Source organism: Streptosporangium brasiliense (assembly GCF_030811595.1).
Classification (GTDB): domain Bacteria; phylum Actinomycetota; class Actinomycetes; order Streptosporangiales; family Streptosporangiaceae; genus Streptosporangium; species Streptosporangium brasiliense.
The window spans coordinates 3957630-3972114 of sequence record NZ_JAUSRB010000002.1 but is presented as its reverse complement, the minus strand read 5'-3'; the positions used below and the strand labels follow the sequence as shown (position 1 = coordinate 3972114).

General features: G+C 68.9%; 13 protein-coding genes and 2 tRNA genes. 6 read left to right on the top strand and 9 right to left on the bottom strand.

Translation table 11 applies throughout. The annotated features are described in order from the left end of the window. Window positions 1-8 precede the first annotated feature (8 nt). The 5 genes from clpX to J2S55_RS26930 form a co-directional block, all read right to left on the bottom strand. A complete protein-coding gene (gene clpX / locus J2S55_RS26950; protein ID WP_306866374.1) occupies window positions 9-1289 on the bottom strand; it encodes an ATP-dependent Clp protease ATP-binding subunit ClpX in 1281 nt (426 codons plus the stop codon). A gap of 193 nt (window positions 1290-1482) precedes the next feature. Then, a complete protein-coding gene (locus J2S55_RS26945; RefSeq protein WP_306866373.1) occupies window positions 1483-2127 on the bottom strand; it encodes an ATP-dependent Clp protease proteolytic subunit in 645 nt (214 codons plus the stop codon). Between the two features lie 11 nt (window positions 2128-2138). Further along, window positions 2139-2783 carry a ClpP family protease gene (locus J2S55_RS26940; protein WP_370879703.1) on the bottom strand — a complete coding sequence of 215 codons (645 nt, stop codon included), beginning with the start codon at window positions 2781-2783 and terminating at the stop codon, window positions 2139-2141. A gap of 554 nt (window positions 2784-3337) precedes the next feature. Beyond that, a complete protein-coding gene (gene tig, locus J2S55_RS26935) occupies window positions 3338-4729 on the bottom strand; it encodes a trigger factor (protein ID WP_306866372.1) in 1392 nt (463 codons plus the stop codon). Window positions 4730-4935: 206 nt separating this feature from the next. After that, window positions 4936-5802, bottom strand: coding sequence for a Sco1979 family transcriptional regulator (locus J2S55_RS26930; protein WP_306866370.1), 867 nt, complete (start codon window positions 5800-5802; stop codon window positions 4936-4938). Between the two features lie 243 nt (window positions 5803-6045). Between J2S55_RS26930 and J2S55_RS26925 the strand changes: the two genes are divergently transcribed. Beyond that, window positions 6046-6555 carry an ATP-binding protein gene (locus J2S55_RS26925; RefSeq protein WP_306866368.1) on the top strand — a complete coding sequence of 170 codons (510 nt, stop codon included), beginning with the start codon at window positions 6046-6048 and terminating at the stop codon, window positions 6553-6555. A gap of 198 nt (window positions 6556-6753) precedes the next feature. Here J2S55_RS26925 and J2S55_RS26920 read toward each other — a convergent pair whose 3' ends face one another. Further along, entirely contained in the window at window positions 6754-6969 is a 216-nt protein-coding gene (locus tag J2S55_RS26920; RefSeq protein WP_306866366.1) for a hypothetical protein, read from the bottom strand. 290 nt (window positions 6970-7259) lie between these two features. Beyond that, window positions 7260-7333: transfer RNA gene (locus J2S55_RS26915), tRNA-Pro, on the bottom strand. A gap of 89 nt (window positions 7334-7422) precedes the next feature. Here J2S55_RS26915 and J2S55_RS26910 point away from each other — a divergent pair. Next, window positions 7423-7496, top strand: a tRNA-Gly gene (locus J2S55_RS26910). Between the two features lie 103 nt (window positions 7497-7599). On the opposite strand, the gene J2S55_RS26905 is transcribed toward J2S55_RS26910, so the two are convergent. Then, window positions 7600-8424, bottom strand: coding sequence for a leucine-rich repeat domain-containing protein (locus J2S55_RS26905; protein ID WP_306866365.1), 825 nt, complete (start codon window positions 8422-8424; stop codon window positions 7600-7602). 230 nt (window positions 8425-8654) lie between these two features. Here J2S55_RS26905 and J2S55_RS26900 point away from each other — a divergent pair, with 230 nt between their 5' ends. The 3 genes from J2S55_RS26900 (at window position 8655) to J2S55_RS26890 (ending at window position 13476) form a co-directional block, all read left to right on the top strand. Beyond that, window positions 8655-10040 carry a TrpB-like pyridoxal phosphate-dependent enzyme gene (locus tag J2S55_RS26900; RefSeq protein ID WP_306866363.1) on the top strand — a complete coding sequence of 462 codons (1386 nt, stop codon included), beginning with the start codon at window positions 8655-8657 and terminating at the stop codon, window positions 10038-10040. A gap of 104 nt (window positions 10041-10144) precedes the next feature. Then, on the top strand, window positions 10145-11758 hold the full coding sequence (locus J2S55_RS26895) for a phytoene desaturase family protein (RefSeq protein ID WP_306866361.1): 1614 nt from the start codon (window positions 10145-10147) through the stop codon (window positions 11756-11758). Further along, a complete protein-coding gene (locus J2S55_RS26890) occupies window positions 11755-13476 on the top strand; it encodes an ATP-binding SpoIIE family protein phosphatase (protein ID WP_306866358.1) in 1722 nt (573 codons plus the stop codon). The genes J2S55_RS26895 and J2S55_RS26890 overlap by 4 nt, the downstream gene beginning before the upstream one ends. Window positions 13477-13502: 26 nt before the next feature. Here the strand turns inward: J2S55_RS26890 and J2S55_RS26885 are convergent, their stop codons facing one another. Beyond that, window positions 13503-13652, bottom strand: coding sequence for a hypothetical protein (locus J2S55_RS26885; protein ID WP_306866355.1), 150 nt, complete (start codon window positions 13650-13652; stop codon window positions 13503-13505). 201 nt (window positions 13653-13853) lie between these two features. On the opposite strand from J2S55_RS26885, the gene J2S55_RS26880 reads away from it, so the two are divergent. Beyond that, window positions 13854-14483: a TetR/AcrR family transcriptional regulator gene (locus J2S55_RS26880; protein WP_306866353.1), complete on the top strand. Its 630-nt coding sequence runs from the start codon at window positions 13854-13856 to the stop codon at window positions 14481-14483. The last annotated feature ends 2 nt before the right edge of the window (window positions 14484-14485 follow it).

The window sequence follows — 14485 nt, the reverse complement described above, 5'->3', positions numbered from 1 at the left end:
CGGACGGGTCAGGCGGACTTCTCCCGGGGCGTCCGCTGCTGCTTGTTGAGCTGGTCGCGCGGCACGAGCGTCGGGTTGACGTGTTCGAGCACCGACTCGCGGGTGATGACGACGCGCGCCACATCCTGGCGGGAGGGCACCTCGTACATCACCGACTGGAGGACCTCCTCCAGGATGGCCCGCAGGCCACGCGCGCCGGTGCCGCGCAGGATCGCCTGGTCGGCGATCGCCTCCAGAGCGTCGTCGGTGAACTCCAGCTCGACGTTGTCCAGTTCGAGCAGACGGCGGTACTGCTTGACCAGGGCGTTGCGCGGCTCGGTGAGGATCTGGATGAGCGCGTCGCGGTCGAGGTTGTGCACGCTCGTGATGACCGGGAGCCGGCCGACGAACTCGGGGATCATGCCGAACTTCAGCAGGTCCTCGGGCATGACGGCGCGGAAGATGTCAGAGGTGTCGACGTCTTCCTTGGAGTGGATGATGGCGTTGAAGCCGATGCCCTTGCGGCCGACCCGGGACTCGATGATCTTTTCGAGGCCGGCGAAGGCACCACCGCAGATGAAGAGCACGTTGGTGGTGTCGATCTGGATGAACTCCTGGTGAGGGTGTTTGCGCCCGCCCTGGGGCGGCACGCTCGCCGTGGTGCCCTCCAGTATCTTCAGCAGGGCCTGCTGCACGCCCTCACCGGAGACGTCCCTGGTGATCGAGGGGTTCTCGCTCTTGCGAGCGATCTTGTCCACCTCGTCGATGTAGATGATGCCGGTCTCGGCCTTCTTGACGTCGTAGTCAGCGGCCTGGATCAGCTTGAGAAGTATGTTCTCGACGTCCTCGCCCACGTAGCCCGCCTCCGTCAGGGCGGTGGCGTCGGCGATGGCGAACGGCACGTTCAGCATCTTCGCCAACGTCTGGGCGAGCAGTGTCTTGCCGGAACCCGTCGGGCCCAGGAGCAGGATGTTGGACTTGGCCAGTTCGAGGCCGTCGTCACGCCCGCGCTCACCGGACTGCACCCGCTTGTAGTGGTTGTACACCGCCACCGAGAGAGCCTTCTTCGCCTGGTCCTGACCGATGACGTAGGCGTCGAGGAACTCGTAGATCTCCCTCGGCTTCGGCAGACTGTCCCACTTGAGCTCGGAGGATTCGCTGAGCTCCTCTTCGATGATCTCGTTGCAGAGATCGATGCACTCATCGCAGATGTATACGCCGGGCCCGGCGATGAGCTTCTTGACTTGCTTCTGGCTCTTCCCGCAGAAAGAGCACTTCAGCAGGTCTCCCCCGTCGCCGATGCGTGCCACCCCAGATACTCCTTTGCGTGGGACCGCCCTGGCTGCCGCGGTCCGTTTCTTCCGACCGGTCCGATACCCGGTGCGGAAAGTCATCCCGCTCAGGTTTCGACGTTACCGTCTTCTGAGCCCTCAGTGAGCCCCCTAGCGGCGAGTCGCACCGGAACGTGCCCAATTGGGCACCGTTCCGGTGCGATACGGCTCATTAAGAGGCTATGGCCTTGGCGAGCTTCTTGCGGGACGGGATGATGTCGTCGATCAGCCCGTACGCCTTCGCCTCCTCAGAATTGAGGATCTTGTCGCGCTCGATGTCCTTGCGGATCGCGTCGGGGTCCTTGCCCGAGTGCTGGGCCAGGATCGACTCGAGCTGCGAGCGCATCCGCAGGATCTCCCGCGCCTGGATCTCGATGTCGCTGCCCTGGCCGCCGCCCTCGGTGGAGGGCTGGTGGATCAGGATGCGGGCGTTCGGCAGGGCGAAGCGCTTGCCCGGCGTGCCGCCGGCCAGCAGCACCGCCGCGGCGGACGCCGCCTGTCCCAGGCAGACCGTCTGGATCTCCGGACGGACGAACTGCATCGTGTCGTAGATCGCCGTCATGGCGGTGAACGAACCGCCCGGCGAGTTGATGTAGATGCTGATGTCACGGTCGGGGTCGAGCGACTCGAGCGTCAGCAGCTGCGCCATGACGTCGTTGGCCGAAGCGTCGTCGACCTGCACGCCGAGGAAGATGATGCGGTCCTCGAACAGCTTGGCATACGGGTTCATCTCCCGCATGCCGTACGACGTGCGTTCGGTGAAGGACGGAAGAACGTAACGGCCGTTGATGTCTCCCGGCCGGATCAACTCACTCACCTTGTGCCCTTTCAGGAGACGGCGCCCGAGGAGGGCACCTGTCGAGCGCTGCGCACGACCTGGTCGATGAAACCGTAGTCCTTGGCCTCCTCGGCCGTGAACCAGCGGTCGCGGTCGGAGTCGGCCTCGATCTGGTCCAAACTCTGACCGGTGTGGAAGGCGATGCGCTCGGCAAGGGTCTTTTTGACGTAGAGCATCTGCTCCGCCTGGATGGCGATGTCGGCGGCGGTGCCGCCGATGCCTCCGGACGGCTGGTGCATCATGATGCGGGCGTGCGGCAGGGCGTAACGCTTGCCCTGTGCGCCAGCGCAGAGGAGGAACTGGCCCATGGAAGCGGCCAGGCCCATCGCGACCGTGCACACGTTGTTCGGCACGTATTCCATCATGTCGTAAATCGCCATGCCAGCGGTCACTGATCCGCCTGGCGAGTTGATGTAGAGCCAGATGTCCCGGTCGGGATCGTCCGCGGCGAGCAGGAGCAGCTCGGCGCAGATTCGGTTGGCGATCTCGTCGTTGACCTGAGTGCCCAGCACGATGATGCGCTCACGCAGCAGCCGCTGGTAGAGCTGGTCTTCGAGCCTGAACGAGCCGTTCGACTGGCTCATCGACTCGGGCCCGGAGCCGGTCGGCTGGTAGAAGGTCGGCGGGCTGGTCACAGCGTCACCTTCCGATGCGTCGTAATCGATTGGCTTTGCTTGTGACCTTAACGCGCGCCGCCTACCGGACATGCCCCCTCCACGTGCTGTTCGCTGACGGCGCATGCTCATCACCCCGTATCGGACTCTTTCCCGCGGCCCCTCGGATCCAGTTTCCGCCCGTGACCCCCAGCGTGTCGACACCGGTCCGGCCCCCGTGCCGCGGCCCCGTGAAGACCGGTCCAGGGGGTGCCGTACGGCCCTGTAGGGGTGTGGCCGGGGGGCACGCGGCCTCGGGGAGGACCGGGCCGGAGGCGTCCGGCCGGCTCCCGCTCCCTCCGCGGCGGCGGCCGGGGCCCTCGCTCCGGCCGGGACCGCGGCACACCCGGCCCGGACGGCGGCGCTCGCCCGGTCCGGACCGCGGCTCGCCGGGCCGGGAGCGGAGGAGCCCTCAGGACCGTCCAGGGAATCGCTCGCCCCTGACCGGTCCCCGAGGTGCGGCGGGGGCCGGAGACGCCGGACGCCCCCCGCCGTGCCGGGCACGGCGGGGGGCGTCGGGTGCGTCGTGGCGGGGCCTACTTGGCCTCAGCCTCGGCCTCGGCCTCGGCGGGCTCGTCAGCCGCCTCCTCCGCGGGCTGCTCACCGTTGATCTCGGTGTAGATGGCCTTGAGGTCCACCTCGTTGCCGGCCTCGTCGGTCACCTTGGCCGCGTCGCCGATGAGGCTCTTGGCCTTGTCGCGGACGATCTCGACCATGGCCAGCGTGAGCTGGTCGCTGTCGGCGAGGTGCTGGGCGAGGGTGTTCGGGGCGACGTTCATCTGCATGGCGCGCTGCACCACGAAGTTGGTCAGCTCCTGCTCGCTGACGCCGAGCTCCTCGGACTTGACGATCTTGTCGAGGACGAAGCCGGTCTTGAGCGCCTTGGCCGCGCTCTCGTCGAACTCGGCGAAGCGCTCCTCCTCGGTGGTCTGGTAGAGGCGGAAGAACGCCTCCTTGCTCAGGCCACTCTCGGCGATCTGGTGCTCGAGGTTGTGCTTGCGGCTGTCGACCTCGCGCTCGAACGCGCTGTCCGGCAGCGGGATGTCGATCTTGGCGAGGAGCGCCTCCAGGGCGTTCTCCCGGGCCTTGACGACCTGCTCGATCAGCTTGTTGCGGCGGGCCTGCTCGCGGACGCTGTCCTTGAGCTCGTCGAGGGTGTCGAACTCGCTGGCGAGCTGGGCGAACTCATCGTCGAGCTCGGGGAGGACCTTCTCCTTGACGCTCTTGATGGTGATGGTGACCACGGCCTCCTCGCCGGCGTTCTCGCCGCCGACCAGGTTGGTGGTGAACTCCTTGGTGTCACCGGCGGACATGCCGACCAGCGCGTCGTCGAGGCCCTGCAGCACCGAGCCGGCGCCGACCTCGTAGGAGACGTCGTTGGCCTGCTGCTCCTCGATGTTCACACCGTCGATCGCGGCGGCGAGGTCCATGACGACGTAGTCGCCGTTGGCCGCGGCGCGCTCGACGCCGGTCAGCGTGGCGAAGCGCTGGCGCAGGCCGTCGAGCTGGGCCTCGACGTCCTCGTCGGACACCTCGGCGACCGGGACGGTGACCTCGATGCCCTGGTAGTCGGGGACGTCGAAGTTCGGGCGGATGTCCACCTCGGCGGTGAACTCGACCTGCTCGCCGTCATCGATCTTGGTGACCTCGATCTCCGGCGGGCTGACCGGGAAGAGGTCGCTCGCGTCGACGGCCTGGCCGTACAGCTTCGGTACGGCGTCGTTGAGGGTCTCCTCCAGCACCACCGCGCGGCCGAAGCGCTGCTCGATGATCCGGGCCGGAACCTTGCCGGGGCGGAAGCCGGGGACGCGCACCTGCTGCGCGACCTTCTTGTACGCCGCCTGCAGGCTCTCGCCGAGCTCCTCGAACGGCACCTCGACAGTGAGCTTGACCCGAGTCGGGCTGAGCTCCTCCACAGCGGTCTTCACGGGGTGGTCTCCTTGATCAAGCTTCGAGTGATCGCGGGCGCGTCAAGTCGTACGGCTACCGCGGCAAGCTCGCGCGCCGCGCCCACATGAGCGGCACCGGGCACAGCCGTCGAGATGCGAGATTAGGGCATGCTCCACTGTGGCGGGTGTCCAGCGCCGCTGGCCAGTCTAGGGCAGACCTACACCTCGGGGCGACCGCCGCTCGTTCAGTTCTCCTTGACGATGCGCCGCAGGATGTCGGTGGTCTCGCCCGGGGTGGTGCTCACCGCGCACAGCCGTTCCATGACCTCGCTGTAGCGGTCGACTTCCTCTCGTTTGTCGAGGTAGAGGGCGCTGGCGAGCTGCTCGACGTATACCACGTCGGGGAGCTCGTGATCCTGGAAGCGCAGCACGCTGAAGGCCCCGCCCTCGGCGCTGTGGCCGCCGAAGCTGAACGGCATCACCTGAATCGTGATGTTGGGCCGGCGCATGAGGTCGAGCAGGTGTTCCAGCTGCGCCCTCATCACCTCCGCGCCGCCGATGGGGCGCCGCAGCGCGGCCTCGTCGATGACCGCCCAGAAGAACGGCCCGTCGGGCCGGTTGAGCACCTGCTGGCGTTCCATCCGTAGGTCGACGCGGCGCGTGATCTCCTCGGGGGCGATCCCGGCGCTCCCCGCGGTGATGACCGCCCTGGCGTATTCCTCCGTCTGGAGCAGGCCCGGCACGAACTGCACCTCATAGGTGCGGATCCGGGACGCCGCCTCCTCCAGGCCGACGTAGGTCTGGAACCACGAGGGCAGCAGGTCGTTGAAGCGGTGCCACCAGCCGGGCTCGTTCGCCCTCAGCAGGAGGTCCATCACCGCCGAGCGGGCCGCCTCGTCCTCCACCCCGTAGAAGGTGAGCAGGTCGGCGACGTCGCGTTCGCGCAGGCCGACCCGGCCGAGCTCCATTCTGCTGATCTTGGATTCGGAGCCCCGGATGAGATGGCCCGCCTCTTCTCGCGACAGCCCCTTGGCCTCGCGCAGCCGGCGCAGTTGGGAGCCCAAAAGGATACGCAGAGCTGTGGGACCTGATCCCTGTTGAACCTGCGTCACTTCGCCTCCCTCTTCACTTGGGCCAGCGCACACAGTGTCACCACTTCCGGCCGCGATGACAAGGTCCCATCCCCGTGTCCGATTCGCCAACGTGATGTCATAACCGCCCATGCGGCTGCACATTGCAACTGCACGTGCATTTGGGTCTTGCAGCGGACGTTCCGGTGACCCATGATGGCCTAGTGCATATTGGGCTTATGGTGCACAGGCTCTGAAAACTCACAACTGGCACGGAGACTCACGATGACAGCGGGAGGTACCGGCAGGATGGTGGAGGAGCCAAAATCGGCTGCCGACTACCTGCAGGCGACTCGCGACGTCGGCTTCGACGAACTGCTCGCGGCCAACCACTCCGGCGCCACGGCCTGCCCGCTCCCCCGGCAGGCCGACTCGGTGAAGACCGCCCGGGATGTGACCCGGTCCACGTTGAGCGACTGGGGATTGTCGGAACTGAGCGATGACGCAGCGCTAGTGGTTTCGGAACTGGTCACGAATGCGGTCCGTTACGCACTGTGTCCGGCCAGTCAGCCCGAGACCACCCCGATCACCCTGATGCTGCTGCACCTGTCGCCCCACGTGCTCCTGGCCGTGGCCGACCCCAGCAACGAGGTCCCCACCCCCAAGGAGCCCGACTTCATCTCCGAGAACGGCAGGGGCCTCTACATCGTGGAGACCTACAGCCAGTGCTGGGGCTGGGACCACCTCAACCGTGGGGGCAAGGCCGTCTGGGCCCTCTTCAGCGGCACCGTCTGACCCTCGGACACTTCCCGCACGGCACCCTCTGCCCCTCACGGCGCATCCGCACGGCAGACCTGAATCCTCGCGGCACATCCCGCACGGCAGACCTGAATCCTCGCGGCACATCCCGCACGGCGCCGTTGACCCTCGCGGCACGTCCCGCGACAGCCGCCCGGCCCGCCCGCCGTACATCCCGCCGGGCCGTCGCCCGGCCTACTCCACGAGTTTGTGCAGGGCCATGGTGACCCCACCGGCCGCGCCGCAGCCGCTCAGGGCGGCCAGCGGGAGCGGGACCTCTCCCAGGACCAGCAGGGTGGCCGCGCCGATGCCGGCCACCAGACCGGTGGCGAGTATCACCGCGACCCTCAGGGAGATCAACGACGAGCGCTGGGAGCCGCCGGAGTCGGACGGCCCGCTGGGTATGGTCATGGACGCTTCCTCCGTGGAGAGGGCCGGACGGCTCCCCGTGCCGGCGGGGGGCCGTCGCCGGTCGTGACGGCCGTGCCGTGTCCCCTGCGGGGACCGGTCGAAGGTATCGACGACTTTCTGCCCGGCTCGACCACGGGAAATTCATCGAGCGACACAACATTCGCTCTTTTGTTCGACTTCTTGACCTTGGCATGCCGTACGCGGGGGGCGAGCCCCTCCGGCCGGTCCCCCCGGAAGACAGATGAGGCCGTTTCCGGAGATCGGAAACGGCCTCTGTCTGCCACTACGTGTCGGGGTGACAGGATTTGAACCTGCGGCCCCCTGCTCCCAAAGCAGGTGCGCTACCAAGCTGCGCCACACCCCGTCCCGCCGGGTACGCGCTCGCTCCGGAACTCCGGTACGATTACGCCCTGACGACCGGATGAAGTCTAGACCAGACTGACACCGGCTCGCGCGGACGTAGCTCAATGGTAGAGCCCCAGTCTTCCAAACTGGCTACGCGGGTTCGATTCCCGTCGTCCGCTCCAACGAGAAAAGGTCAGGTCAGCCCATATGCGGCGACCTGGCCTTTTCGCTTCTCCAAAATTTCAGGATCTTTCGGGCCCGTCGACGGGTCAGCCGGCGACGGTGCTACCGCGGAGTCTTGGCGCGATGGCGCAGCCATTTGGGGAGGCCGGCCAGCAGGTCGCTCTCCAGGCGGAACCGGGTGAGGGCGGTGAGGTTGCCCAGCGAGCCGGGAAGGCCGGTCAGCTGGTTGCCCTCCAGGTAGAGCTCGGTGAGGGCGGTGAGGCCGCCCAGCGACTCGGGCAGGCTGGTCAGCCGGTTGTTCTGCAGGAAGAGGTGTCGGAGGGCGGTGAGGCCGCCCAGCGACTCGGGCAGGCCGGCCAACCGGTTGTTCATCAGGATGAGCGAGGTGAGGGCGGTGAGGCCGCCCAGCGACTCGGGCAGGCTGGTCAGCCGGTTGATTCCCAAGTAGAGGCGCTGGAGGGCGGCGAGGCCGCCCAGCGACTCGGGGATCTCGGTCAGCTGGTTCTTGCTCACGATGAGCTCGGTGAGGGCGGTGAGGTTCCCCAGCGAGTCAGGGAGGCCGGTGAGCTGGTTCCCTTGCAGGTAGAGGCACTTGAGGGAGGTGAGGCCGCCCAGCCACTCAGGGACCTCGGTCAACCGGTTGCCGTACACGTCGAGCGAGGTGAGGGCGGTGAGGCCGCCCAGCGACTCGGGCAGGCTGGTCAGCTCACCGTCCAGACGGAGATGGGTGAGGGCGGTGAGGTCACTCAGCCGCTCGGGGACTCTGGTGAGGTTCAGGCGGAGCTCGCGCAGGTGGGTCAGTTCACGTAGTTGCCCAGGCGGCGCGTCCAGGGGTATGTCGCTCAGGTCGAGCACGTCCGATCCGTTCCACAGGCACTTGTTGATCCGCAGTACAGCGGCTCTTGGGAGCTTCTTGTCCCCTGTCATGACTCCTCTTCCCGAGGTCGCCGACGTGACTCGGCCCGGTCGCACCGGCCCCGAACGGTCCGGTCGGCCGTCGGTGCCGGACCCGGCGGCCGGCGATCACTCTAGGCAGAGGCGTTGGAGGCCGACTTGTGGATCACTGGCGTCGCCTCTCCTGACGCCGGGGCGTGGAGTGTGGACCACCGAGGGCGATCGCGTGGACACTGGGTGGAGCCGATCCGTGGAGGCGCACGATGACCGGAGCCACCCGAGTCCTGCTCGACGAGTCCCGCACCCCCCGCACCTGGTACAACATCGTGGCCGACCTCCCCGTGCCGCCACCGCCGCCGCTGCGTCCGGACACCTCGCAGCCCGTCGGGCCGGACGACCTCGCACCGCTGTTCCCGATGGAGCTGATCGCCCAGGAGGTCTCCACCGAGCGGTTCATCGCCATCCCGGAGAGCGTCCGTGACGTCTACCGGCTCTGGCGGCCCACTCCGCTGATCCGCGCGCACCGGCTCGAACGCGCTCTCGGCACCCCGGCGAGGATCTACTACAAATACGAGGGCGGCTCGCCCGCGGGCTCGCACAAGCCGAACACCGCCGTCCCGCAGGCCTACTACAACGCGCGGCAGGGGATCAGGCGGCTCACCACGGAGACCGGGGCCGGCCAGTGGGGCACGGCGCTGGCGTTCGCGTGCGCGCAGTACGGCATCGAGTGCGAGATCTGGATGGTGCGCGCCTCCTACGACCAGAAGCCGCATCGCAGGAGCCTGATGCGGGTCTACGGCGCGACCGTGCACGCCAGCCCCTCTCCGCTGACCGTGTCGGGCCGGAGCGTCCTGGCCGAGCGGCCCGACTCGCCGGGCAGCCTGGGCATCGCGATCAGTGAGGCCGTCGAGGTGGCCGGATCCGGCCCCGAGGTCCGCTACGCCCTCGGCAGCGTGCTCAACCACGTGCTGCTGCACCAGACGGTGATCGGCGAGGAGGCGATCGAGCAGCTGGCCGCGTTCGGCGAGGTGCCGGATGTGATCGTGGGCTGCACCGGTGGCGGCTCCAACTTCGCCGGGCTGGCCTTCCCCTTCCTGCGGGAGAAGCTGGCCGGGCGGATGGACCCGGTGGTCCGGGCGGTGGAGCCGGAGTCCTGCCCGTCGCTCACCCGGGGCGTCTACGCCTACGACTTCGGCGACGCCGCCGGATTCACGCCGCTGCTGAAGATGCACACGCTCGGCCACGCCTTCGTCCCCGATCCGATCCACGCGGGCGGCCTGCGCTACCACGGCATGTCCCCTCTGCTGTCGCACATGTACGAGCTGGGCATGTTCGAGGCGGTGGCCAAGGGCCAGCGCGAGTGCTTCGAGGCGGGGCTGCGTTTCGCCCGGACCGAGGGGATCGTCCCGGCGCCCGAGCCGGCCCACGCGCTGGCCGAGACCATCGCCGAGGCACTGCGGTGCAAGGAGAGCGGCGAGCCGAAGGTCCTGCTGACCGCGCTCTGCGGGCACGGGCACTTCGACCTGAGCGCCTATGATCGCCATCTGGCCGGGGAGCTGGAGGACTACGCGCTCCCCCAGGACCGGATCGACGCGGCGCTGGCCGGGCTTCCCGTCCTGGAGTCGCCCGGATCTTCGGGACAATCTTGACGGCAGCGTCACAGATCGGGACCATGCTATTGAGATCAAGAAATATCCAGAAATCTCCGTCAAACCCGGACCCGAGCGTAGATCGTTCTTTACGATTCTCCTGAATGGCAGTCAAGGCGCAGGAGGAGAACGTGGCGGGGTTCGACGGCGTGATCATCGGCGGCGGTCACAACGGGCTCACGTGCGCCGCCTATCTCGCCAAGGCGGGCCTGTCCGTCGCGGTCGTCGAGCGCAACGACGAGGCCGGCGGCGGCTGCAGCACCCAGGAGCTGACCCTCCCCGGATTCCGGCACAACACCCACAGCAGCTACCACTTCCTGGAAGAGGGCCCGGTCCCGGCCGACCTCGAACTCCAGCGCCACGGCCTGCGCTACGTGTATCCCGAGACCCAGCACTCCACGATCTTCAGGGACGGCCGCGCGGTCACGGTCTACACCGACGCCAAGCGCACCGCCGAGTCCTTCGCCCGCTTCTCCCAGGCCGACGCCGACCGGTGGCTGGAGCTGCACGGGCGCTACGCCGAGGCGGCCAGGGACCTGATGAACGGCTTCCTGTACTCCAGGCCGCTGCCGCCGCACGTGCTCGCCGAGCGGCTCCAGGGCGACCTGGGCCGGGACCTGCTGAGCTACATGCCCCTGTCGCTGTATGAGGCGGTGGACAGGAATTTCGAGAGCGAGCAGGTCAGGGTGCTGTTCAAGTCCTTCCTGCACGCGATCTCGATCGAGGACGTGCCCGGGACCGGCGGCTTCTTCCCCCGCCTGCTCTCCCGCATCGCCAGGCTCGGCGTGCCGGTGGGCGGCTCGGTGAACGTCGCGAACGCGCTGCGCGCCGTCATCGAGGAGCACGGCGGCACCGTGATCACCGGTGCGCACGCCGACCGGATCCTGGTCGACGACGGCCGGGCCGTCGGGGTCAGGCTGGCCACGGGCGACGTCCTGAACGCGCGGCGGTTCGTGGCCAGCGCGGTGGACGCCCCCCAGACGGTACGGCTGGCGGGCCCGGAGAACTTCGGCTCGGAGATCGCGGCCAAGGTGGAGAACTACAAGTGGGCCGGGCACAGCCTGGTCACTCTGCACCTCGCGCTGGAGGAGGCGCCGCGCTACCGGGCGGCCGAGTTCGAGCCCGATGTGGACCGGGCCTTCCTGGTCGTCCTGGGCGCCGACGACAGCGAGCAGCTCGGCCGTACCTTCGACCAGATCCACCAGGGGCGGCTGCCCGACCGGCTGGCGGGCAACGGCGCCTGCCCCTCGCTGTTCGACCCCTCCTACGCCCCGGACGGCAAGCACGTGGCCTTCTGGTGGCCATGGGCCCCCTACGACCTCGGCGGCGACCCGGGCAACTGGGATCGGCGGCGTGAGGAGATCGGTGAGCGGCTGCTCGCCGAGTGGTCCGAATACGCCCCCAACCTCGCCGGAGGCGCCGTGTTAGGCAAACGGGTCTTCTCCCCGCTCGACATCGAGCGGCACTGCGTCAACATGGTGCGCGGCAGCCACCACGTCGGCGCCTACGAGCCCGCCCAGCTGGGCGGCAACCGGCCGGTCCCCGAGCTCGGGCAGTACCGCACCCCGATCGACGGCCTCTACCTCTGCGGGGCGAGCAGCCACCCCGGCGGCTCGGTCTCGGCGGCCCCCGGCTACAACGGCGCCAACGTCATCGCCGAGGACCTTGAGCTCACGACCTGGTGGACCCCGGTCCCGGCCCCCCGGTGGAGCGAGTGAACCGCCGGTTCGTGGCCAAGGACCCGGCGGCCGCGGCACCCCGGATGAGCAGCCCCGCCACCATGCACGAGCAGCTCTCGCTGCTCAACGCGGCGAGCAAGCGGATCGGCAGCACGCTGGACATGTTCGAGACCGGCAGGGAGCTGATGGACGTCGCCGTACCGCGCTTCGCGGACGCGGCGGGCATCCTCGTGCAGGACCGGCTGATGACCGACGGCGAGTTCCCGCAGCGCAGCACCGACGGCACGGCGCTGGTGCGGCGGATCGCGGTCGGCGTGTCCGACCCGGCGCCCGGCGAGTACGCCAAGGCGTTCCCGGTGGACGAGGTCGCCGTCTACGAGGCGTGGACCCCCTACGCCAGGTGCATGGCCACCGGCAACCCGATCCTCTACCCCCGCCTGGGCCGCCGGACCGCCGAGGAGATCGGGCGGTTCTGGAAGCGCGACTCGGTGTCCAAGGTGCTGGAGGACAGCTCGTTCCTGGTGGTCCCGCTGAAGGCGCGCGGCCGGGTGCTGGGCTTCGTCATCTTCACCCGCAGGCCGGACAGCGATCCCTTCGAGGAGCAGGACATCGCCCTCGCCGAGGAGCTGGCGGCCAGGACCGCGGTCTGCCTGGACAACGCCCGGCTCTACAACCGCGAGCGCCGTACCGCCCTGACCCTGCAGAGCAGCCTGCTCCCCGCCGACCTCTACCAGCCGCTGGGCCTGACGATCGCCTCCCGCTACCTGCCCGCCAGCGACCTGGTGGGGGTGGGCGGCGACTGGTACGACGTGATCCCGCTGCCCGGCTGCCGGGTCGCCCTCGTGGTCGGCGACGTCATGGGGCACGGCATCAGGGCGGCGGCCACGATGGGCCAGCTGCGCACGGCCGCCCGCACGCTGGCCAGCCTCGACCTCAGCCCGGCCGAGGTGCTGTTCCGGCTCAACCGGATGAGCCAGGACCTGGACGCCACCCAGATCGCGACGTGCGTCTACGCCACCTACGACCCGGTCACGCGGACCTGCGCGATCGCCTCGGCGGGACACGTGCCGCCGATCCTGGTACGGCCCGGCGGCAAGCCCGAGCTGCTGGAGCTGCCGCCGGGGCTCCCCCTGGGCATCGGCAACGACCCGGTCGAGATGCGCGAGCTCGTCCTCCCGCACGACGCCGTCCTCGCCTTCTACACCGACGGCCTGGTGGAGAGCCGCGACCGGGACATCGACGAGGGCATCGGCATGGTGTGCGACCTGCTCGCCGGCCGTAACCAGGACCTGGAAGAGGTCTGCGACCTCACGATCGACGCCCAGCGCCCGGGACACGAGCGCGACGACATCGCGCTGCTGCTGGCCAGGGTGCGCGAGCTGGGCGAGGACGACGTCGTCGACATCTCCCTGCCCTCCGACCCCCGCTCGGCCTCCACCGCCCGCCGTTTCGTCCGCGCCACCCTGACCGAGTGGCGGCTGGACGCGATCGCCGACGCCACCGAGCTCATGATCAGCGAGCTGGTCACCAACGCGATCAAGCACGGCTCCGGCACGGTCGGGCTGCGCCTGCTCCGCGGTCCGACGCTGGTGTGCGAGGTGACCGACCGTTCCCTGGCGATGCCGGTCATGCGCGAGGCGGGCAGCGAGGACGACACCGGCCGCGGGCTTCACCTCATCAACTGGCTCGCCCACCGCTGGGGCTCCCGTCTGACGCCCAAGGGCAAGGTTGTCTGGGTGGAGCAGAGCCTGCCGTGAGGCGCGGGGTCACGTGAGGCGCGGGGTCAGGAGAAGGCCCTGCGCCTCAGGGCCGGCAGGCGCCGGGCGGCGCGGAGGAAGGTCTTGAGACCGGCCCGGGCGACGGCGTTGTCGTCCACGGACTGCCTGGCGGCCCCGAGGGAGTCGCGCACGGCCGCGTAGCCGTACTCGCGCATCCGGGCCTCGTGGTCCGCGACGGCCGCGACGTGCTCCCGCCCGCCTTGCGCAGGCCCTGCGCAAGGCGGAGTCCGCCGATGCCGCCGCCGAAGATCGCGACCCGCTGCCCTGCCACGACCCCACTGTCAACCGGGCGGATGAAAGCGTCAACCATAAGGTTGATAGATTCATCCATATGGGTGACGGTGTTACGGTAAGACATGGACAAGACCCCTCGCCGAGCTCCGGCCGAACGGCGGCGCGACCCCGAGCGCACCCGGGAGCGCATCATCGAGGCCGCCAGGGCCGAGTTCTCCGCCAAGGGGTTCGCCGGGGCCAGGGTCAGTGAGATCGCCGCCCGGGCCGGGGTGAACAAGCAGCTCATCTCCTACTACTTCGGCGGCAAGGAAGGGCTGCTCAAGGCGCTCACCTCCCGGTGGCACAGCCGGGAGAGCGCCTTCGCCGGGGCCTCGTTCCCGCTGACCGAGCTCGTGCGCTTCCACGTCAGGGCGACCGTCAGCGACCGCGACTCCGCCAGGATCCTCATCTGGGAGGGGCTGGAGGAGAGCGGCGGCGAGAGCGCCGCGGTGGCGGAGGACATGCGGCGCGACGTCGAGGACATGCGGCGGCGGCAGCGGGCGGGCGAGTTCCCCGACGACCTCGACCCCGCCCACCTGCTGCTCATGCTCTTCTCCGCCTCGAACGCCGGGGCGGTCTTCCCCCAGGTGGCCCGTGCGATCTGCGGCGAGGACCCGGCCTCCGAGGAGTTCGCCGAGCGGTACGGCGAGCAGCTCGCCCGCCTGCTCGGCCACCTCCGAAACGTTCCCACGTCCGACGAAGGGCAAGGTTGAGG

Bases quoted from the DNA above. Each gene is read 5' to 3' on its own strand.
- J2S55_RS26925 (WP_306866368.1), top strand. From the start codon at position 6,046: ATGACAGCGGGAGGTACCGGCAGGATGGTGGAGGAGCCAAAATCGGCT.
- J2S55_RS26920 (WP_306866366.1), bottom strand. From the start codon at position 6,969: ATGACCATACCCAGCGGGCCGTCCGACTCCGGCGGCTCCCAGCGCTCG.
- J2S55_RS26905 (WP_306866365.1), bottom strand. From the start codon at position 8,424: ATGACAGGGGACAAGAAGCTCCCAAGAGCCGCTGTACTGCGGATCAAC.
- J2S55_RS26900 (WP_306866363.1), top strand. From the start codon at position 8,655: ATGACCGGAGCCACCCGAGTCCTGCTCGACGAGTCCCGCACCCCCCGC.
- J2S55_RS26895 (WP_306866361.1), top strand. From the start codon at position 10,145: ATGGCAGTCAAGGCGCAGGAGGAGAACGTGGCGGGGTTCGACGGCGTG.
- J2S55_RS26885 (WP_306866355.1), bottom strand. From the start codon at position 13,652: ATGCGCGAGTACGGCTACGCGGCCGTGCGCGACTCCCTCGGGGCCGCC.
- J2S55_RS26880 (WP_306866353.1), top strand. From the start codon at position 13,854: ATGGACAAGACCCCTCGCCGAGCTCCGGCCGAACGGCGGCGCGACCCC.